We start from the raw sequence: 20,986 nt of genomic DNA on the forward strand, positions 1-20,986 counted from the left end.
ATCCATGTGAACACGGTTCAAAGTCTTGACGGCTTTCGTTCTCGATAACTAACGTTTCGTTCTCGATAACTTTACTGCGGTCGGCAGAGCCGCCTCCCCTCTGGATGGTGTGCCGGCCTGCGGTGACGCTGTCCCCGCGTGAGGATTCGCCGTCGAAGGAGATGAGCCTTGTGAGAGTCGCCTGTGCCCCGTCGGACCGGTCGCTATGACCACACATCAGACGGCACTCCCAGCCCCTCCCGTCGCCACGCCGGAACCGCCGGATCGTCAGACGATCGACGACGTGTCCCGGCGTCGCCGCGCCGGACTGCGCCCGCCGGTGTGGTTCGCCCTCCCGGCCGTCCTGATCTACGCAGCAGTGGTCCTCGCCCCCAACGCGCAGGGGCTGGCCTACTCCTTCACCGACTGGGACGGTTTCAAGGACGTCGTGTCCTTCGTCGGCCTGCGGAACTACCGCCACATCTTCTCCGACGACAACGCGGTCAAGGCGATCACCAACACGTTCCTGCTCACGGTCGTCGTCACGATCGGGCAGAACCTGATCGGCCTGCTCCTGGCCCTGGGGCTCAACTCCCGGGTGAAAAGCCGCTATGCGCTGCGCCTGGTGTTCTTCCTGCCTGTGGTGCTCACTCCGATCGTCGCCGGATACCTCTGGAAGTACCTGCTCACCCCGGACGGCACCCTCAACTCACTGCTGAACTCGGTGGGATTGGGCGCGCTCCAGCAGGACTGGCTCGGCGACCCGGACCTGGTGCTGTACTCGGTCTGCGCCGCGATCATCTGGCAGGGCGCCGGGTACTCGATGGTCATCTATCTGGCCGGACTGCAGGCCGTGCCCACCGAGGCGCTGGAAGCGGCCGCGATCGACGGCGCCGGCCCGCTCCGCCGCACGTGGTCGATCACCCTGCCGCTGATCAACGGCGCCATCGTGGTCAATCTGCTGCTGACGGTGCTGGGCAATCTCAAGCAGTTCGACACCGTCTTCTCGATGACCGGCGGCGGCCCCTCGGGTGCCAGCGAGACGATGGCCACCATCGTCTGGAAGTCGGGCTTCCTGTACCTCCAGTACCCCAACGCCCAGGCTCAGGGCGTCATTCTGACCCTCGTCGTCGGGGTCATCGGCTTCGTTCAGTACCGGCTGACGCAACGGAAGGCGCTGGCATGAACCGCTACACGGGGCGGACGTTCGCCCTTGAGCTGGTGCTGATCGCCGTCGCGGCGATCTTCATGATCCCGATCTTCGTGCTCGTGTCCGTCGCTCTGCGCGACCCGAACAGCACGCCGGGGTTCCTGAGCTTCACCTGGCCGCTGCACTTCGAGAACATCTCCACGGCGTGGACCGAGTCGGCCATGGGCCCGAGCCTGGTCAACAGCACCATCATCACGGTGGTTTCCGTGGTGCTGATCATCGTCATCGCCTCGGCGGCTAGTTACACCATCACCCGGCGCACCCAGCGCTGGTCCCGCGCAGTGTTCTACCTCTTCCTGACGGGGTTCCTCTTTCCCGGTCAGCTGGCGATGCTGCCGCTGTACCTGACGTTCTCCAAGGCCGGTCTCGTCGGCAATCCGGTGACCGTGATCCTGATCTACGTAGCGGGCCACCTGCCGTTCTCCGTCTTCTTGTACTCGGCGTTCCTGCGGGACCTGCCGCGCGACTACGAGGAGGCCGCGACCCTCGACGGCGCCGCCCCGCTGCGGATGTTCCGGTCCGTTGTCTTCCCGCTGACCCGCCCGGTCACCGGCACCGTGGCCATCCTCACCGCCCTCGGGGTGTGGAACGACTTCCTCAACCCGCTGCTGTACCTGACCGGCGGCAACACCCGTACCGCGCCGCTGTCGGTCTACACATTCGTCGGGGATTACAGCGCCAACTGGCCGCTGGTGTTCTCGGCTCTGATCACCTCGGTGATCCCCATCCTGGTCGCCTACTTCCTCATGCAGCGCTTCATCATGCGCGGCTTCGCCTCCGGGCTCAAAGGCTGAACCACCCTCCCGCCCCCGCGCACCACCCACCCGCGAAAGGCCGCACGATGTCATCGACGGCAAAGTGCCCCACCCCGCGCACCCTGTGCGCCGCACTCACGATGGCAGCAGCGCTGACCGCCTGCTCCACCGCCAACACCCCCGCCACCGAAGGCGGCGGACAGGTTCTGACCGTGGCCACCAACGGCGGCACCGCGCTGAAGAGGCTGCTGCCCGACTTCGAGAAGAGGAACCCCGGCATCACCGTGGTGGTCAAGGACTACCCGCAGAACTACCGCGAGATCATCGGCCCTCAGCTCGCCGGCGGCAACGCACCCGACGTCATCCAGGTGCCGCCCGGCGGCGGCAACAACGTCAGCGCCAAGCTCGCCGGAGGCCGCGGCTACTACGCCGACCTCTCCCACGCCTCCTGGGCCTCCCGCGTCCCGGACAACGCACGCACGCAGATGAGCACGGACGACGGCAAGCTCGTCGCCGTACCGATGACGCTCTCCTCCATCGGCGGCATCTACAACCAGGGCGCGCTGGACGAGCTCGGGCTGCGCGCTCCGCAGACCTGGAGCCAGGTCCTGCGGTTGTGCAAGGACGCTCGGGCGGCCGGCAAGACGGCCTACGGCCTCGGTCTGTCCGACACCTGGACCACCCAGATGATCCCGTACGCGCTGACTTCCTCGCTCGTGTACGGACCCCACCCCGACTTCGTCGAAAGGCAGTTGGCCGACAAGGCCGACTTCGCCGACTCCGGCTGGAAGACCGCCCTGCACAAGCTTGAGGAGATGAACCGCGCCGGCTGCTTCAACAAGAGCCCCAACGGCACGCCCTACTCCCAGGTGCAGGACGCCGTCCGCGCGGGCGACACCCTCGCCACGGTGAGCGTTTCCTCCGAGACCGGCTCCATCGCCGCGACCGGCCCCAAGGACCTCGTACTCACCTATGCGGCCCTTCCCGCCGACGACGACCCCAAGGACACCTACCTGCCCACCTCCGTCGGCCCCGCCTACGGCATCAACGCCAAGAGCGGAAGGAAGGAGGCGGCCGGGAAGTTCCTCGCCTATCTGGCCGCGCCGACGACACAGGTCGCCCACGCCAAGGCGTTCGGTGACGTGGCCGCGATGGCGGGCGATCTACCGCAGAAGAGTCAAGTCGACCAGGTGGTCAAGCAGTTCAACGACGAGAACAGGACGACCACCTGGCCGGATCGCCTATGGCCCAGCACTACCACGCAGCCGCAGCTCTTCGACGGCGTGCAGAGCCTCTTCAGCGGCCAGGACTCGGTCGGCGGCGTCCTGGACAAGATGGACAACGCCTTCGACACGACCTGAGTCCCGCACCGACCGGACGGCCTTCCCGCCCCGCCCTACCGCGGTCGCGTCCGCCGTGCCGCCCTGCCCGCCCCTCCACTTCTCCCTCTCTCCTTCCTCCCCTTTCAAGGACCGGCTCACGTGTCTTCAGCCCAGCCCCGAACATCCCACAAGTCGGCCGCACCCGGCACTCCCGCGACCGTCGGCAGCGCCGAACTCAGCCCCGACACCGACTGGCGGTCCTACGTCCGTGGACCGCAGCAGTCCACGGTGCGTCCCGTCGCCGTGCTGTCGAGCGACGGCCGCGTCGTGGGCGCCCAGGCCCTGATCGACGCAACAGGTGGCCTCGAACTGGTCATGGAACCCGGCGGGCCGGAACCCAGCGTGGTCCTGGATTACGGTCAGAATGTGGCCGGCGTGCCCTGGGCCGAGATCACGGGGGTGTCGGGCACGCCCGACCTGCATCTGTCCTACAGCGAGAGCGCCGCCTGGACGGGCCCCGAGGGCGATCGCCGGGGAAGCCACAACGACACGGCGAACCAGGACCGCACCGAGAGCACGGCCGTGCGCGAGCCTCGGACGGTCACCTCCGGCCTGCCCCAGGGCGGCCTGCGCTACCAGCGCATCGCGCTGACCTCACCCGGCTCGCTCGTGATCGGTGACGTGGGCCTGCGGTTCACGGGGTTCCGGGCCACCTCCGAGGACTACCGCGGATGGTTCGCGTGCAGCTCGGACCAGCTCAATCGAATCTGGTACGACGGCGCCTACACCGTGCAGCTCAATCAGCTGCCAGCGCGCTCCCTGCCGGTTCCGTGGACGGTCCAGGACGGATCGCTGCTGGCCTGCGGCGGTCACCTCGCGGTGCTGGACTCCGGCGCCGACTGGGGCGACGTCACGGTGACCTTCAAGACCCGGGTACTGGACCGGGCCGCCGGGTGGATTGTACGGGCCTCGCAGGAGGGACGGCACGGCTACCTGTTCACCCTGCGCGCCACCGAAGACGCCCAACACCCGTCCTTCCTGGAGCGGTTCGCCGTCGACGACGGGCACGAGGGCCGCCCGCAGGACAACGTGCGCCGCTACACCCCGCTCGGCCGCGTCCCGGTCGATGTGCCGCTCATCGACGGCGCCTGGCACGAGGTGCGCACCACCCTGGCAGGACCTCTCATCACCGTCGCCCTCGACGGACGCACGCTGGGCACGCTGGACACCTCCGCCCTGCCCGAGGGTGTGCCGACGCGCTCGACCGGGTCGGTCGGCTTCCATCAGGCCTGGGGCTTCAAGGAACCGACCGAGCGAGCCCGCTTCCGGCATCTGACGGTCACCGCCGCCGACGGCCGCGTCCTGTACGAGGACCCGCTCGACGACCCCGCCGCCCTCGCGGCGTTCAGCGGCGACGCGGTGCGCCACCCGGACCCGCTGCCGGTCATCCTCGACGGAGGCAAGCGCGACCGCACCGTGTGGAGCGGGGACCTGCTCGTACAGATCCCCAACGTCTTCTGCACCACCGTTGCCGAGGACTACGTGCGCGGTTCGATCGAGCTGCTCAACGGCTACCAGGAGGCGAACGGCCAGTCCGCGGCCCGCGTCCCGCCCGTCCTGCCGCCGGCCACGGCCCCGCAGTGCGGACAGACCTACTCGGCCGTCTACTCCATGCACCAGGTCGTCAACCTCGCCCTCCACCACCTGTACACCGGCGACCCCCGGCTCGCCGCCGAGCAGTGGCCCTGGACCCGGCAGATGCTGGCCTGGTGCCGGACCCTGCTCGACCACCGGGGCCTGATCGTCACCGGCGAGGCCGACGGCCTCGACTGGGACTGGTACGACGGCCCCAAGACCGGGGCCGTGACCGCCTACAACGCCGCGTACCACCAGATGCTCCGGTGCACGGCCGACCTGGCCCAGGCGCTCGAACTGCCGGCGCAAGCCAAGGACCTGCGCGCGCAGGCCGACGCCCTGCGCTCCGCCGTCAACCGCCACCTGTTCGACGCCGAGCGGCACCTGTACCGGCTCTCGGACGAGCAGCCGGCAGCCGTGGCCCTGGACGGCAACGCCCTGGCCGTCCTGACCGGGCTGCCGGACGAGGACGAGGCCGTCCGGATCCTCGACGCGCTGGAACGGGCGCTTCCCGACACGGCCGTCGGACCCTCTCCGTTCAGCGCGGACACGGGATTCAGGCCGCACGTCAGCCCGTACGTCTGCGACATGTTCGTACGCGCGCTGTTCGCCCACCACCGAACCGACCGGGCACTGCGCCTGATCCGCCGGCTGTGGGGACACATGGCCGACGCCGAGCAGCACGCGGTGGGCACGGCCTGGGAACTCCTCGGCCCCGACGGCGCGCCCGGCTTCGACTCCACGACCAGCCTCGCCCACGGCTGGGCCGCCGGAGCCACCACGGCCCTGTCCCATCACGTCCTGGGCGTCCGCCCCACCTCCGCCGGGTTCGCCACCTGGGAGGTCGCCCCGCAACCCGGCGACCTGGCGTGGGCGCGGGGCGTGATGCCGACGCCGCACGGCGCCATCGAGGTGGCGTGGTCGCGCACACCCGACGGCGGCCTCGACGTCGACGTCACCGTCCCGGACGGAACCTCCGGAACCGTGCTCGTGCCACTGTCCGCGGAGAATGCCCGGCTCGAGGTCACCTCCGACGCTCCCGCACCGCCGCACCGCCGCGTGTCCCGGCACAGCCCGAGCGAGACCGTGGCGCACATCCCGATCAGCGGCGGCGGCTGTCACCGGGTCAGCGCCGGATGACGTGACGTCCTGTCCGTCCACCACCCGACCGCCCTGACAAGGGTGCCCCCACCCGCGCGGCGCCCCCTTCGAGCACCGTCCACTCCGGCTTGCCGGAAACACGCCCTCCCGCGCGCCGGGCCCACCCCCGCCCGCACTCCCCACCAGCGAGGTCCGAAAGATCATGGCCTATCTCTGCGATGACGCCACCGCAGGAGTCGTCCTGGCCGCGCCCGACACCGACACCCTCATCGCCGTCGCCGCGTCGGAACCGCCGTCCGTGCACCGCGCCGTACAGGCACTGGCACGCGACCTCACCGCGGTATGCGGCGCCGTCACCACGACCGTCGGCGATCCACGCCGCGCCCACATCGTCGTCGCCACCCTGAACGGCAGCCCCTTCACCGCCGAACAGGGCGGTCACAGCGCCCTCGACCTCTCCGCGCTGCGGGACGACACCGGACAGCCGCACTGGGAGGGATATCTCCTCCAGGAGGTGGACGGCCGGCTGTGGATCGTCGGAGCCGATCCCCGCGGAGCCGCCTTCGGGGTGTACGACCTGTGCGAGGCGATGGGTGTCTCGCCCTGGCGATGGTGGGCCGACGTGCCCGTCCGCCGCCGCGAGCACGTCACGGTGGAGCGCGGCCTGCGCACGGCGGACCATCCCTCGGTGCGCTACCGCGGCATCTTCATCAACGACGAGGAGGAACTCGACGCCTGGGCGCGCAGACACACCGACGACGCCACCATCGGCCCGCAGACCTACGAGCGCGTGTACGAGCTGCTGCTGCGCCTGAAGGGCAACTACCTGTGGCCCGCGATGCACGTCAACGCCTTCAACGCCGACCCCGACAACGGCCGACTGGCCCACGAGATGGGCGTGGTCATCGGGACCAGCCACTGCGACATGCTGCTGCGCAGCAACCAGCACGAGTGGGAGCCCTGGCTCGCCGAACGCGGCGGACAGCACGTGGAGTACGACTACTCGATCCCCGGCCCCAACCAGCAGGCCCTGCACGAGTACTGGAACGGCGGCATCAAGCAGAACGGCGGCTACGAGGTCACGTGGACGCTGGGCATGCGCGGCATCCACGACTCCGGTTTCCACACCCGGGCCATCGACGAGGACGATTCACTCGGCCCGCAGGAGAAGCACCGCGCCCGCGTGCGGCTCCTGGAGACGGTGATCGAGGACCAGCGCCGGCTGCTCGTCGATGTCCTCGGCGAAGAGCGCGGTCAGGGGGCCCCGCAGATCTTCGTGCCGTACAAGGAAGTCCTCCCGCTGTACGACGACGGGCTGCGGCTGCCCGAGGACATCACGCTGATCTGGTCCGACGACAGCTACGGGCATCTGCGCCGCTTCCCCGACGAGCAGGAGCTGCGGCGCTCGGGCGGCCACGGCCTGTACTACCACTCCTCCTACTGGTCGCCGCCGTCGCGCAGTTACCTGTGGATGTCGTCCACGCCTCCCGCGCAGATGCGCAACGAGCTCCGCAAGGCGTGGGAGCGCGGCATCCGCACGCTGTGGGTGAACAACGTCGGCCCGGTCAAACCGCTGGAGCAGGACATCGAACTGTTCCTGCGCTGCGCCTGGGAGGCCGGCAAGGAAACCACGACCGCGGACACCACCGGGTTCCTCGCCGACTGGGTCGACCGCACGTTCAGCGGCGGCCACGGCACCCGGGTCGCGGCGATCCTGCAGGACTACGCCCAGCTCAACAACGTGCGCAAGGTCGAGCAACTCACCTCGCGCGTCTTCTCCCAGACCGCGTACGGCGACGAGTTCGGGCGGCGCCTGGCACATCTGCGCCGCCTCTACGACGACGTCAACGAGATCCTGGCCGCCCTGCCCGGCGGCGAACGCGACGCCTTCATGCAACTGGTGGCCCTCAAGGTCCACGCCGCCTACCTGACCAACGCCCAGTTCTACTTCGCCGACCGCAGCACCCTCGCCCACGAACAGGGCAAACTACCGGCGGCCGACCACTACCTCGACCTCTCGCGCCGGTTCGACGCGTGGCGGCGGGCGCTGGTGCAGCACTACAACACGGTCATGTCCGAGGGCCGTTGGCAGGACATCATGACGCCCGACGCGTTCCCGCCGCCGGCCGCGGCCCAGTATCCGGCCGCCCGGCCCGCGCTCACGCTCGCCGAACCCGGCCTCGGCGTCATCACCTGGGGCGAGCGAACCCCCGGCACCGAGCCACAGCTGACGTTCTCGGCGCACGGCACCCGGACCAAATGGATCGAGGTGTTCAACACCGGCGCGGGCACGCTCGACTACACCCTCACCGCCGACCGCTGGATCGACCTGCCCGACACGACCGGCCGGGTCAGGACCGAGCGGCGCCTCCCGGTCCGCGTCCCGCGATCGGCGGCGACCGACGGCCGCCAGGGACACATCACGGTGCACAGCCCCACCGACGGGCGCACGGTCACGATCACCGTGAACGTCGAACCGGCGGCCCCACAGCTCGCGTGCCCGCGCCCGTGCTTCCCGGAGGCGGACGGACACGTGTCCCTGCCCGCGGCGGCGACCACCGTCCGCACCGAGGGGACGGAACTGAACTGGGTGGAGGTCGACCGCCTCGCACGCGGACACGGCAGCCTTCTGGAAGCACGGCGGCGCCCCACGGTCGACGCCACGTCAGCTGCCACACACCCTCCGCGGGCCACCGTGTGCGCCCCGGTCGCGGAGTACGACATCCACCTGACCACGGCCGGCGCCCACCTGCTCGAAGTGCACCGCACCCCGACCCTCAACTCCACCGGACGCCTGCGCCTCTCCGCGCAGTTCGACGACCGGCCCCCGGTCGTCGTGGAATCCGCGATCACCGACGAGTACCGGTCCACCTGGAGCCGGGCAGTCGTCGAGGACGTCGAGCGGCTCCACCTGCGTCTGCCCTGGGCCGAACCCGGCCACCACACCCTGCGCCTGCGCGCGCTGGACGAGGACGTGGCCGTCAGCCACCTCGTCGTCCACACCGCGGAGCCACGCCGCACGGCTCTGGGCCCGCCCACGAGCCGGCGCCCTGATGCGCCCGACCTCGACGCGCCGGACCCCGCGCCGCACGCCCATGACCTCACCGGCCCGCAGGAGGTGTGCCGCGAGCTGTACCGGATCGACCCCGACACCCTCCCCCTGCCGCCCGTCCTGCACGTGCCGCGCGGCTACTGGAGCGGCGACACCACGTTCACCCCCAACCCGGCCACCCCGCAGGACCAGTTGGGCGCACCCCGCCAGGCGGTCAGGCCGGACGGCACCAAGAACGCACTGGCCTGCCTGCCGCCCGGCCCGGTCGTCGAACGAGGCGGGGTCCTGGCCATCGAGGTCGAACGGGCCCTGCTGGACAGCGCGGACGGCTGGCTGACCCCCAGCGCGGACGAGCCCGCCGTGCGCTGGACGCACACACAGTCCGAGACGAGCGGCGGCACGGGGCTGGCCTTGCATGTCGACGCGGCAGGCCGCCACTGGACCGACCCCCTCACAGCCGCCGGACTCCACATCGCCGTGCGGATCGGGACGCCCGGCACGTACCGCGTGTGGGCACTGGTCAAGTTCGACTCCGCCGACGACGACTCGTGCGTCCTGGCCGTGGACGGCACCCCGCAGCCAGTGACCGAACAGTTCGGCGGCGGCGACCTGTTCACCTTCGCCTCCGCCCAGACCTGGGTGTGGGTGGAACTCAGTGAACTGCACCTGACCGAGGGGCCGCACACCCTGTCGGTCCTGGCCCGCAAGGCACGGCTGCGTATCGACCGCCTGTACCTGACGCTCGGCGACGAACCCGCCCCCGCCGACGCCCAGTGGCCCGGCCCGACCACCGCCCGCTCCTGACACCTGCCCCGGGCAGGTACTCCGGACCCGCGCTCCCGCCCCATGGAGGAAGAACCGCATGCCGAACCACCCCGCCTGGCCGCTGAACGTTCCCGGGATCGCCTACGGCGGCGACTACAACCCCGAACAGTGGCCCCTGGACGTCCAGTTGCAGGACATCGAGCTGATGCGCGAGGCCGGCGTCAACCTCGTCAGCGTCGCCATCTTCTCCTGGGCCCAACTGGAGCCCCGTGAGGGCGAGTACGACTTCGCCTGGCTCGACGACGTGCTGGACCGGCTGCACGCGGGCGGCATCCAGGTCGCGCTGGCCACCGCCACGGCCTCCCCGCCTCCGTGGCTCACGCGCAAGCACCCCGAGATCCTGCCCAGGACCGCCGACGGCACCGTGCTCGGCCAGGGGGCACGGCAGTCCTACGCCGTCTCCTCACCGGTCTTCCGCCGCTACGCCGTGGCCATGACCCGGCGGATGGCCGAGCGCTACCGCGACCACCCCGCGCTCGCGGTCTGGCACATCGACAACGAGCTCGGCTGCCACGTCCCGCACGACTACTCCGACAACGCCGAAGTCGCCTTCCGCAACTGGCTCCAGGAGCGTTACGCCTCCATCGACGACCTCAACGCGGCCTGGGGGACGACCTTCTGGTCCCAGCGCTACGACTCCTTCGAGGAGATCCTGCCGCCCCGCGCGGCTCCCACGTTCGTCAACCCCACCCAGCAACTCGACTTCGCCCGCTTCTCCTCGGACGAACAGCTCGCCCACTACCGGGCCCTGCGCGACGCGCTGCGCGAGATCACCCCGCAGGTGCCGACCACGACGAACTTCATGATGTCCCTCCCCGACAACAAGTGGGTCGACTACTTCTCCTGGTCCGCCGACATGGACGTCGTGGCCAACGACCACTACCTGATCGCCGCCGACCGCGAGGCCCACATCGGGCTCGCCTTCAGCGCGGACCTCAGCCGCGGAGTCGCCGGCGGCGCGCCGTGGATCCTGATGGAACACTCCACGTCGGCCGTCAACTGGCAGCCCCGCAACCGCGCCAAGGGCCCGGGACAGATGCTGCGCAACTCGCTCGCGCACCTGGCCCGCGGCGCCGACGCCATCATGTTCTTCCAGTGGCGCCAGTCCCTCGCGGGCGCCGAGAAGTATCACTCCGCGATGGTCCCGCACGCCGGGCGCGACACCGACGTGTGGCGCAACACCGTGGAACTGGGACGGCGCCTCAAGGCCCTCGCCCCGGTCAAGGGCAGCCGAGTCACCGCGGACGTGGCGCTCGTCTTCGACTACCCGTCGTGGTGGGGCGCCGAACTGGACGGCCACCCGACCGACGCCCTGAGCTACCCCCAGGAGGTGCTGCGCTGGTACCGCGCCCTGTGGCAGCGCGACATCACCGTCGACATCGTCCCCGCGCAGGCAGATCCGACCGGCTACCGGGCGGTGTTCGCGCCCATGCTGTACAGCGTCACCGACCAGGACGCGGCCCGCCTCACCGCCGCCGCGCGGGCCGGCGCCCACGTCGTGATCACGTTCTTCAGCGGCATCGTCGACGAGTTCGACCACGTGCGCCCCGGGGGCTACCCCGGTGCCTTCCGGGACCTGCTCGGCGTGCGCACCGAGGAGTTCCACCCCCTCCACGAGGATGAAGTACTCACCCTGGACGACGGCGCTCGCGCCGACCTGTGGAGCGAGAAGACCCACCTGGAAGGCGCGAAGGCCGTACGGACCTGGGCGGAGGGCCCTCTGGCCGGGCTGCCCGCCGTCACCCGCAACACCGTCGGCGACGGCACCGCCTGGTATATCGCCACCCGCCCCGACTCCGAGGCCACGGGCAGCCTCGTCGACCAGGTTCTTGCCGAGGCGGGCGTCGCCCCCGTCGTCGCCGACCTGCCGACAGGCGTCGAGGCCGTACGGCGCCACGCAGCGGACGGATCCAGCTACCTCTTCGTCATCAACCACACCGACCGCGGCATCGACCTCGCCGCGAGCGGACGCGACCTGCTCCGCGACCAGGATGTCATCGACACACTCCACGTCCCCGCGCTCGACAGCACCGTCATCCACGAACGCTGACCGCACCGCCTCACACGACAGGACGGAATCCGAATGAACGCCATGGGAAACAGCGCGGTTCCGCGCCGTTCACTGCTCGCCGGCGCCGCGACGGGCGTCGCAGTGATGGCCCTGGGATCCAAGACGGCCATCGCCACCGCCGCCACCGCCGCCACCGGGGACAGTGGCGGTGGCGGCGACGACCTGGAGAAGCTCTACGGTTCACTCGCCCACGAGGTCGAGGACGACTACACCCCCGCGTCGTGGGCCGCGTTCGGCCCTGTCCGCGCGGCGACGGCGACACTGCTGGCCGGTTCACCGCTCCCGCAACAGCGGCAGGAAGCACGGACGGCGCTCGCGGCCGCGGCCGACGACCTGGTCATGACCAGAGGGCTGCGCCGCTTCGTCACCGAGTACAGGACCCGCGACCTCGCCGACTACACCCGGCGTTCCTGGCACGACCTGCCCCGTGCGCTCGGCGCCGCCGAAGAGGTGCTGCGTACGGACGACGCCACCCGCACGGACATCGTCCACGCCAAGAACGCGCTCCAGCAGGCGGCGGCCGGCCTGACACCGACGGCGGCCCACGCTTTCGGCGAGATACGCAACGACACCTTCTGGCGCGACACGGACGGCAACCCGATCTACTCCCAGGGCGGCGGCGTCTTCCGTTTCGGCGACACCTACTACTGGTACGGAGTCCGCTACACCGGCGCGGAGCAGTACCTCGAGAGCCCGACCCGCACCTACGACTCGACGTTCACCGCGATCACCTGCTACTCGTCGAAGGACCTGACGAACTGGACCTTCGAGAAGAACATCGCGACACCGTCCACCCCTCTGTGGATCCCGTCGGAGAAGGAGACCAACGACTCCACGTTCGCGCGGATGACGAACCTCGCGGACACCTCGTGGCTGGGGCGCCTCGGCGTCGTCCACAACCCCAACACCGGCAAGTACGTCCTCCTCGTCCAGATGGGCAACGCCCTGGACACGGACGGGAACAACGGCGCCGTCCTCTTCCTCCAGGGCGACCACCCGGCCGACGACTTCACCTACGCCACCATCCAGCCGCAGATCGCGGGCGTCCCCACCCAGTCCACCAAGGACCAGACGGTCTTCGCCGACGACGACGGCACCGGCTACCTCGTCTTCTCCGGCGGCACCGGCCGCGTCTACTCCTACGTCAGCAAGCTCGCCGAAGCCGACTCCCTGAGCATTGAACCGGCCGTCCAGATCGGCTACGCCCCTGAGGGACGCGAGGGCAACGCGATGTTCAAGTACGACGGCCACTACTACGTGGCGACGTCGGACCTGCACGGCTGGAACGCCTCGCAGGCGTACGTCATCAAATCGAAGACGCAGGACATCCAGGGCGAGTACACGGCCGAGTACGTGCTCCCGGGAACGGAGAAGGACTACAGCCATGTCACCCAGACCGGCTTCTTCGTCACCGTCCACGGACAGCGCCAGGACACCGTCGTCTTCTGCGGCGACCGCTGGGCGGACTTCGCCTGGAACGGCCTCGGCTACAACCAGTGGATGCCCCTGGCGGACACCGAGGACGGCCTGGTCTTCCGGTCGCTGAGCCACTGGGAACTGAACGCCGTCACCGGCGTCTGGACGACGGGACGCGACAACAACTACCTCCTCAACCCGCAGTTCGCCGCCGACCGGGTGCCGGTCACCCAGCTCACCGGATGGATCACCCACATCGACACCGACGTCTCCACGACCAACTTCGTGGCGAACATCTCACCCGGCGCCGACTCCACCCGATTCGCCCTCAAGTTGGGTGCCCCCGGCCCGTTCTCGGGTTCCCTGTCGCAGGAGGGCACGGTGCCCGCGGGACGGTACCGCCTCTCGGCCAGGACCAAGACGGACGGCGGACTCGACCACGCCCGCATCAGGATCACCGGCGACGGACGGGAGTACCTGCTCGACCTCGGTGAACCGTCCACCGAGTGGCGAACGGTGACCCGCGACGGAATGCGGCTCCCTGCGGGCCCCGTCACGGTGGCAGTCGAGGTGCGCAGCACAGCGGGCAACCACTGGGTCACCCTCGACGCCCTGTCGCTGACCCGCCACTGATACCGCCACTGATACCGCCAAGGGCGCGCCTACCACTACGGGACTCGCTTCGACCTGTTCGGCGTGGGCGAGGAGTACCCGCCGTTGCCGATCCTGGACGGCTCCGACCCGGGCGAGGGGTTCCTCCGGTTCACCGCCAAGATGCCGGAGAGGTCCGAACTCGGCCAGGCGCACGCCGAAGCAGCCGGGGAACTCGCCGCGGAGCTCGTCCGGGGCAGATCTCCTTCATGCTCCAGCCCGGGGACTACCTCATCGTGAACCAGCGCCGCTTCCCGCACGGCCGAGAAGCGCTCCACAGCGGACAGGAGACCGTCCCGGTCTCCGGCCGACGGCTGCTCCTCCAGCTCTTCCCGCGCGCGGGGGCCGGCGACGGCCCGGCCGTGTGGCCGGCCCACGGCACACCGGTGACCCACCGAGTCCCGCCCCCAGGTCCAGCCCCCGAACGGGCACGGCCACGGGGCCGGGCCCGGTCGGGCACACCCGGCACCCGGCCGGATCATGTACTTGCCGACCGGGCGTACTCCTCGCGTCAGATCCGCTCCTACCCGCGCAAACGCGGGATCGCACACACCATCCCGGAGAAGCGGGACCAGGCCGGACACCGGGTCCGGCGTGGGTCCCTCGGCGGCCGCCCGCCTGGATCCGACCGCGACATGTACAAGAGCGGACACAGAGTCGAGTGCCGGATCGGCCTTCTGAATCAGGCACGAACCATCGCGACCAGGTACGACAAGTCGCTGTCCGCCACAAGTCGACCGTCCAACTCACCCTCACACGGCAGGCGCTGTGATCGCTCGTCATGCACGATCCCGAGCACGCCACGGACCGTCTGGCACCAGGGTGCCGAGCACGGCCGGCAACTGTGGCGGCTCAACCGGGTCTGGCAGCGAGCAGCTCTCGCCGTGCCGCCACCAGTGGCGTCTCGCCGGCTCGATACCGCCACCGGGTGGCCTGACGCCATGCGGTACCCGAAATGTCGATCAAGATGTCGATCAAGACCTGGGCTGCGTCGATCGACATCTCCGACACGCCCTAGATGCGCGAGTTGCGCAGCGACTGCCACACAGCGCCGGCCAGCGCCCGCGTAGCCCGCGGGACCGACAGATCCTCGTGCTCGCGGTACAGCGACCAGTTGTACTTGACCAAGGACATCTTGTTGGAGGACAGCGATCCCGCCTGACCCGCCCGGTACACCGCAAGCGGCTCGGCCAGGCCCCGGGCGTCAGCACCGTCCCGCATGATCGACAGCCACAGCGCGTAGTCCTGGCGCTTACGCATCTCCGGCATGAGCCTGGTGCCCAGGGCATTGCGGTCGTACATGGCGGTGAGAGCACCGATGTGGTCCTGGACCAGCATCGCGCGGTAGTCCACGTGTGCCCGCGCACGGATCACCCGGCCGTTCGGGGCCCAGTCGGTGCTCTCGCCGTCGTGGTCAGCGTCCATCTTGAAGTAGCTGGTGAACGTCAGCGGCGCATCGCCCTCGGCGGCGAAGGCGAGCTGCTTCTCGGTCTTCTCCGGCAGCCACATGTCGTCGGAGTCGAGGAACGCCACGTAATCCCCACGGGCCCGCTCGATCGCGAGGTTGCGGGCCCGGCCCGCACCACCCCGCTCGGGCGCCGATTGCGGCAGCACGCGCTCGTCCTGGGCGGCGAACTCGCGCAGCAGATCCATCGAGCTGTCGGACGACTGATCATCGGTGACCAGCAGCTCCACGTCGCTGTGCGTCTGTGTCAGCACCGATCGGACGGCCGCGCCGAGGGTGGCCGCCGAGTTGTACACGGGCATCACGACAGACACCAGGGGCACAGCGCATCTCCTTGCCAGATCAGGAATGACGGTCCATTCAAGCACCGCTACCGAGTAGGAGCTGACATGCGGACAGTCGTCGCTGGTCAGGGCTACGTAGGGCTTCCGCCGGCCGTACGCGCCGCGGAGGCGGGGCACCGCGTGATCGGCTACGACGTGGACGCTCACCGAGTTCAGCAACTCGCCGCCGGCCACTCCTACGTCGAGGACGTGACCTCCGCGCGGCTGCGCGCCGCGCTGGACTCCGGGGGCTAGTCGGTGGTCGGGATGGGAGTTGTCGGGTCTGCTGGGTTGAAGAACGCGCGGGCGGCCGCCCGGAAGGCGCAGGAGACCGAGCAGCGGCGTGCCGAGGGACTGCCGGTGAAGTCGTCGGCCGGGGCGCTGTCGGACGAGCGGCGCGAGCAGTTGGAGGAGATCGACGCGTCCTGGCGCCCGTCGTGGCCGGTGATGTGGCAGCGGTGCTTCCACCGCACCTGGACGCGGGCGAGGCGCCGCCCACCACGGCGGGCGAGGATCCGGGGCGGTGGGTGCAGTCGGTGCGGCTCGGATGGGACCAGCTCACGACCGTGCAGCAGTGGATGTGCGAGCAACTCCTGGCCTCGGCGTTTCAGTTGGGGCTGCTGGGCGGCTCAGCGAGGTTGTTCGAGGCCGCGTCGGCCGGTGGGTATGGTGCGGGCCCGACGCGCACGCCGACAACGTCGGTGCGGGGCGGGCCGGCCGAGGCCGCCCCGTGGAGCCGGGGCCGTTTCCGCGTGCCTCATCAATGGCGTAGCCGAGCAACTTCTCGGCCTGCGGGCAGGCTGCGGTGGCGGGCTCGGTCGTGGCAGATCTCATTCTTTGTAGTCGGGGTACCAGGGGGTGGGGTCGACGTCGCGGAAATGGGCGCGCCGGAACGTGTCGCGCAGCGCGTAGGGCTTCGTCGCGTCGTAGACCATCTTGGCGGTGACGCCCTTGGCCGGGAGCTCCGGGTTGTACTGGGGGGTCTGGGAGGGGTCGAGGACGTGCCCGGCGATCTTGGGGAGGATCACGAGGTCTTTGTCGGCCTGGAAGCGGTTGGTCATGGCCCACAGCACGTCGTCGCTGTCGAACGGGTCGACGTCCTCGTCGACCAGGACGACGTGCTTGAGCTCCGCGTAGACGCCGAGCGCGAGGATGGCGGCCTGACGGGCGCGGCCGTCCTCGAATGCGTTGTTCTTCTTGACCTGGATGATGGAGAGGAACTTGCCGCCGCCCGCGGAGTGTGCGTACACCTGCTGCACGAAGCCGGGGAAGGCGTCCTCGCAGGACTTGTAGATGGCTGCCTCGGTGGGGATGCCCGCCAGCGAGACGTGTTCCTCGCCGGGGCCGACCAGGGTCTGCACGATCGGGTTGGTGCGGGTGGTGACCGCCTTGACCTTGATGAGGGGGAGGGCGGGGTTGGCGGGGCCATCGCAGCCGGGGAACTCGGGCATGGCGTGCCCGGTGCCGGTGTTCTGGTCCTCCTTGACCCGCACGTTCGGGAGGATCTCGCCCTCGATGACGATTTCGGAGCGGGCGATGGACTTCTGCGCGACCGTCAGGCAGTCGACCAGTTCGACGCCCTCGCCGCGCAGGGCGCCGCCGATGGTCAGTTCGTCGAAGCCGAGCGGGGTGGTCGGCGCCTCGAACTCGGCGCCGATGTAGACCGCCGGATCGATCCCGATGTTGACGGAGACGGGCAACGCCTCGCCCTTGGCCTCGGCCTTCTGCCGGAACGCGTCGATGTGTCGGCCGGGCGCGAAGAAGATGGAGATCTCGTCCTTGCCCTGCACGCACAGTCGGTGAATGGTCACGTCGGTGTGGCCGGTCTCCGGGTCCGAGCCGAGTACCAGTGCCTCGCAGAAGTACGGGCCCGCGTCTTCGTCGGTGTTGGTGGGGGCGGGCAGCAGTGTGCGAATGTCGAAGCCGTCGTCGGTTGCCTTGTGCACGACCTCTTGGCAGGGAGCCGCCTCGGCGGTGACGAAGACCGGTTCGATCGGGTTGCGGACGGCCTCGGCCATCCGCTGGGTGAGCTTGTGCGGCTCCGACTCCAGCATGATGCCGACGCGTTCGCGGCTGGCCAGCAGGCCGACCACGATGCGGGCGCCCGGGTAGCCCTTCACGTTCTCGAACATCATGGCCGGGCCGAGCTGGGTGGGGCGCTCGACGGTACCGCCCGCGCCCACCCGCTTGTACACACCGGCGAGTTCGCCCATCGGGTCGATCGGGTGGTCGGTGGTGTGCAACTGGCCGGGGTGGTTCTTCAACCGGTCCAAGGCCGAGCGCAAGTCCCGTACAGAGGCTTCCTGTTCAGATGCGTCAGACGTCATGGGGACACCTCAGTCAGGATTGGGGAATGATCTTGATCGCGCTGGACCAGTTCAGGCCGAGCCGGTCCTGCAGTGTCATGTGCAGGAACTGGAAGGACTCCAGCTCCAGGGCGCGGCGCAGCGGTCCGGCGTCGATAGGGTGCAGGCCGCCGCTCCTGACGAGTTCGGTGACGGTCGCCTTCGCGGCGTCGTCGTCGCCCGCGAGGAACACATCCAGGGGCTGCCCGGCCACCTCGCCCGCCACCAGCGTGCCCGCGAAGGTCGTGTTGAACGCCTTGACGAAGCGGGCCCGTGGCGCCTCGGCCGCGACCAGGGTGACGGCTGCCACGCCCGGCGGGGTTACGAGTGAGTCGAAGGTGGAGAAGTCGACGGGGTTGCAGATATCCACGACGACCTTCTCCGCGAGGGCCTGCGCGTGCTCGCGGGCCACGGCCTTCGCCCCCTCGAACGGCAGGGCGAGCACGACGATGTCCGCGCCGTCCAGCGCTTCGAAGTCCGCACCGCTCGCACCCGCGCCGAGGTCGGCGGCGAGGGCGTCCGCCTTGGCCCGGGCGCTGTCCACGAGACGGACCCGGTGGCCGCCCGCGAGGGCGCGGGTGGCGATGCCGCGGGCCATCTTGCCCGCGCCGACGATCGTGATCTCCACGGTTGGCTCCTTCTTCCGTCAAACGTCGGTGCCGGCGCTGGGCCAACGGTGGAACGCGGCACCACGTGGGTCGTGCGGTCCCGGGAGCGGAACCGTCCGAGCTGGTGAAACCGCTCCGACCGGTCAGTCCTCCGGCTGGGGAGGGTCATCCAGGTCGGCGCGCGCGGCGGCCAGCCCCTTCCAGCGCCGCGCGTGCGGCGCTGGCAGCGCGAACTGGTCCAGGATCCGGGTGACGGTGTGCTCGACGAGGTCGTCGGTCGAGGCGGGGTGGGTGTAGAACGCGGGCATCGGCGGCAGCACCACCGCGCCCATCCGCGACAGGGCGAGCAGGTTCTCCAGGTGGATTTCGCTCAGCGGGGTCTCGCGCGGGACCAGCACGAGGCGTCGGCGCTCCTTGAGCGTGACGTCGGCGGCCCGACCGATCAGGCCGTCCGCGTATCCGGTCCTGATGCCCGCGACGGACTTCATCGAGCAGGGCGCGATGATCATCCCGTCCACCGGATAGGAGCCCGAAGAGATCGCGGCGGCCTGGTCCCCCGGCCCGTACACCACGTCGGCGAGCTTGCCGACCTGGCGGGCGGTGTAGGGGGTCTCCAGCTCGATGGTCGGGCGGGCCCACCGCGAGAGCACCAAGTGGGTCTCCACCCCGTCGAGTTCGCGCAGGGTCTCCAGCAGGCGGACACCGATGGGCGCGCCGCTGGCGCCGGTCATGCCGATGACAAGTCGCATGGCGGACCTCACTGCCCGCTCGCGCCGGCGGTGCGGGCGGCGGCCCGCTCCGCGGAGGCTGCCGAACCGCCCTCCCGCCAGGCGTAGTAGTCGGTCTGCTCCAGGCCGACGAAGCCCAGGAGCCGGGCCGTGAACTCCTCGAACATCTGCTCAACCGTCTCGGGGATGTTGTAATACGTCGGGATCATCGGGTACACGACCGCCCCGGCCTCCGTCACCTGCGTCATGTTCCGAAGGTGGATCAAGTTGAACGGGGTCTCACGCACGCACAGCACGAGCGGCCGCCGCTCCTTGAGACACACATCCGCGGCCCGCTCCACGAGCGACGACGCCTGCCCCTGCGCGATCCGGCTCACCGCACCCAGCGCACACGGCACGACGATCATGCCCCAACTGGGGTAACTGCCCGAGCTCACCGGCCCGGCCCAGCCGTCGGGATCCCACGCGTACACCTTGCCCGACGGCCTGCCGAGCACGGCCCGTACGACGTCGTCACGCTCCGATCCACCGAACTCGTGGGCGATCAGCTTGCGGCCGTTGGCCGACACCAGCAGGTCGATATGGCCGACCCGCTCGTCACGGTCGAGCGCAGCCAGGACATACCGGGCCATGCGGGTGCCACCGGCACCGGTCACGGCCAAGGTGATGCTGCGCTGCTCCGGTTCTGCCATGGTGAGTCGCCCTCCGGAAGGCCGATGCCAGGATGTTCCCCCCGAAGACGTAAGCGCCTCTACCATCCTGCGGGAGGCCGCTGATGTCCGCATCCGGAGCGGTGACTCGCGTCACCGCGGCCGAAAGCGACCCGGCCGGCGCACGAGCGGCTGAACTGCGGCCCGCGCACCCTTTCCGTCACGCCGTCACGGTTTCGGCTTGGCGAGTACGACCGGCTCCGACGCGCCCGCCCGGATCACGTGATCCAGCTCGACGCACCAGCGTGGGGAACCCGAGCCGCGCCGGCCAGTGATGCCCCGCTCATGTACCTCCCGTCACGGCAGAAGTCCCGCTCCCCGTGCGAACAGGACTCACACCGCACGGGGAGGAGCGTCCGCGGACTGGATGTACGCGGATGTTCCGACAACGCGGCGAGGTGCCGTAGCTGTCGTCGCGCGCCCGCCGGGCATGACGGGACAGCCCTTAGGTGCGCGGCTTGTGCCACATCGAAGGGGAGGACGGTCCATTGCCCTCTCGGGAGCGAATGGGCACGGGCACCTGGATGACGGTGAGCGTCGAACTCTTCCCGTTCCGGCGAGATGTCGTCTACGGGCAGCGTCGCGGCCGTGTGGTGACGAGTGCAGTGCGTCCGCGTCATTATCAGGGGACGAGGAATATCCAGCCCCATGCGCCACGCCTTTTACACAGCTCGCCGAGCATTCACCATACGGGCACGGCCCCAGCACCCGATCCCGGCCAAATCCCTCGTCGCGAAGTGCTCAAAACCTGTGTCCGTTACATTCGAACATCTGGCCATGTCCGATCGAA

The 20,986-nt window shown here is 69.8% G+C and carries 14 protein-coding genes; 8 read left to right on the forward strand and 6 right to left on the reverse strand.

The features are described 5' to 3' along the window. The first annotated feature begins 283 nt into the window (after positions 1-283). The 7 genes from ACFY6S_RS01985 (at position 284) to ACFY6S_RS02015 (ending at position 13,999) form a co-directional block, all read left to right on the forward strand. Positions 284-1,165, forward strand: coding sequence for a carbohydrate ABC transporter permease (locus ACFY6S_RS01985; RefSeq protein ID WP_388829436.1), 882 nt, complete (start codon positions 284-286; stop codon positions 1,163-1,165). After that, positions 1,162-1,983, forward strand: a complete 822-nt coding sequence (locus tag ACFY6S_RS01990; protein ID WP_388829439.1) for a carbohydrate ABC transporter permease — start codon at positions 1,162-1,164, stop codon at positions 1,981-1,983. Before ACFY6S_RS01985 ends, ACFY6S_RS01990 begins: the two co-directional genes overlap by 4 nt. 47 nt (positions 1,984-2,030) lie before the next feature. Further along, positions 2,031-3,305 carry an ABC transporter substrate-binding protein gene (locus tag ACFY6S_RS01995; RefSeq protein ID WP_388829442.1) on the forward strand — a complete coding sequence of 425 codons (1,275 nt, stop codon included), beginning with the start codon at positions 2,031-2,033 and terminating at the stop codon, positions 3,303-3,305. Positions 3,306-3,425: 120 nt separating this feature from the next. Next, the gene (locus tag ACFY6S_RS02000) at positions 3,426-6,041 is read left to right on the forward strand and encodes an alpha-L-rhamnosidase C-terminal domain-containing protein (RefSeq protein ID WP_388829445.1); all 2,616 of its coding nucleotides are present in this window, start codon (positions 3,426-3,428) and stop codon (positions 6,039-6,041) included. A 163-nt stretch (positions 6,042-6,204) separates the two neighbouring features. Beyond that, entirely contained in the window at positions 6,205-9,858 is a 3,654-nt protein-coding gene (locus ACFY6S_RS02005; protein WP_388829448.1) for a glycosyl hydrolase 115 family protein, read from the forward strand. Positions 9,859-9,916: 58 nt separating this feature from the next. Beyond that, positions 9,917-11,929, forward strand: coding sequence for a beta-galactosidase (locus ACFY6S_RS02010; protein ID WP_388829451.1), 2,013 nt, complete (start codon positions 9,917-9,919; stop codon positions 11,927-11,929). 33 nt (positions 11,930-11,962) lie between these two features. Beyond that, positions 11,963-13,999, forward strand: a complete 2,037-nt coding sequence (locus ACFY6S_RS02015) for a family 43 glycosylhydrolase (RefSeq protein WP_388829454.1) — start codon at positions 11,963-11,965, stop codon at positions 13,997-13,999. Between the two features lie 1,032 nt (positions 14,000-15,031). Here ACFY6S_RS02015 and ACFY6S_RS02020 read toward each other — a convergent pair. Then, positions 15,032-15,805 (reverse strand): glycosyltransferase family 2 protein, encoded by a 774-nt coding sequence (locus ACFY6S_RS02020; RefSeq protein WP_388829457.1) that lies wholly within the window; start codon positions 15,803-15,805, stop codon positions 15,032-15,034. A 66-nt stretch (positions 15,806-15,871) separates the two neighbouring features. Between ACFY6S_RS02020 and ACFY6S_RS02025 the strand changes: the two genes are divergently transcribed. After that, the gene (locus ACFY6S_RS02025; protein WP_388829460.1) at positions 15,872-16,060 is read left to right on the forward strand and encodes a hypothetical protein; all 189 of its coding nucleotides are present in this window, start codon (positions 15,872-15,874) and stop codon (positions 16,058-16,060) included. On the opposite strand, the gene ACFY6S_RS02030 is transcribed toward ACFY6S_RS02025, so the two are convergent. From ACFY6S_RS02030 to ACFY6S_RS02050, 5 genes are all read right to left on the reverse strand, one after another. Continuing rightward, the gene (locus ACFY6S_RS02030) at positions 16,057-16,395 is read right to left on the reverse strand and encodes a hypothetical protein (RefSeq protein WP_388829463.1); all 339 of its coding nucleotides are present in this window, start codon (positions 16,393-16,395) and stop codon (positions 16,057-16,059) included. The genes ACFY6S_RS02025 and ACFY6S_RS02030 overlap by 4 nt on opposite strands. Before the next feature lie 240 nt (positions 16,396-16,635). Beyond that, positions 16,636-18,132 (reverse strand): UbiD family decarboxylase, encoded by a 1,497-nt coding sequence (locus ACFY6S_RS02035; RefSeq protein ID WP_388829466.1) that lies wholly within the window; start codon positions 18,130-18,132, stop codon positions 16,636-16,638. Between the two features lie 13 nt (positions 18,133-18,145). Continuing rightward, positions 18,146-18,778, reverse strand: coding sequence for an NADPH-dependent F420 reductase (locus ACFY6S_RS02040; RefSeq protein ID WP_388829469.1), 633 nt, complete (start codon positions 18,776-18,778; stop codon positions 18,146-18,148). 123 nt (positions 18,779-18,901) lie between these two features. Continuing rightward, positions 18,902-19,507, reverse strand: a complete 606-nt coding sequence (locus ACFY6S_RS02045; protein ID WP_388829472.1) for a UbiX family flavin prenyltransferase — start codon at positions 19,505-19,507, stop codon at positions 18,902-18,904. An 8-nt stretch (positions 19,508-19,515) separates the two neighbouring features. Beyond that, positions 19,516-20,178: a UbiX family flavin prenyltransferase gene (locus tag ACFY6S_RS02050; protein WP_388829475.1), complete on the reverse strand. Its 663-nt coding sequence runs from the start codon at positions 20,176-20,178 to the stop codon at positions 19,516-19,518. Between the last annotated feature and the right edge of the window lie 808 nt (positions 20,179-20,986).

This window comes from Streptomyces sp. NPDC012835, assembly GCF_042900885.1.
In the GTDB taxonomy this organism is placed as follows: domain Bacteria; phylum Actinomycetota; class Actinomycetes; order Streptomycetales; family Streptomycetaceae; genus Streptomyces.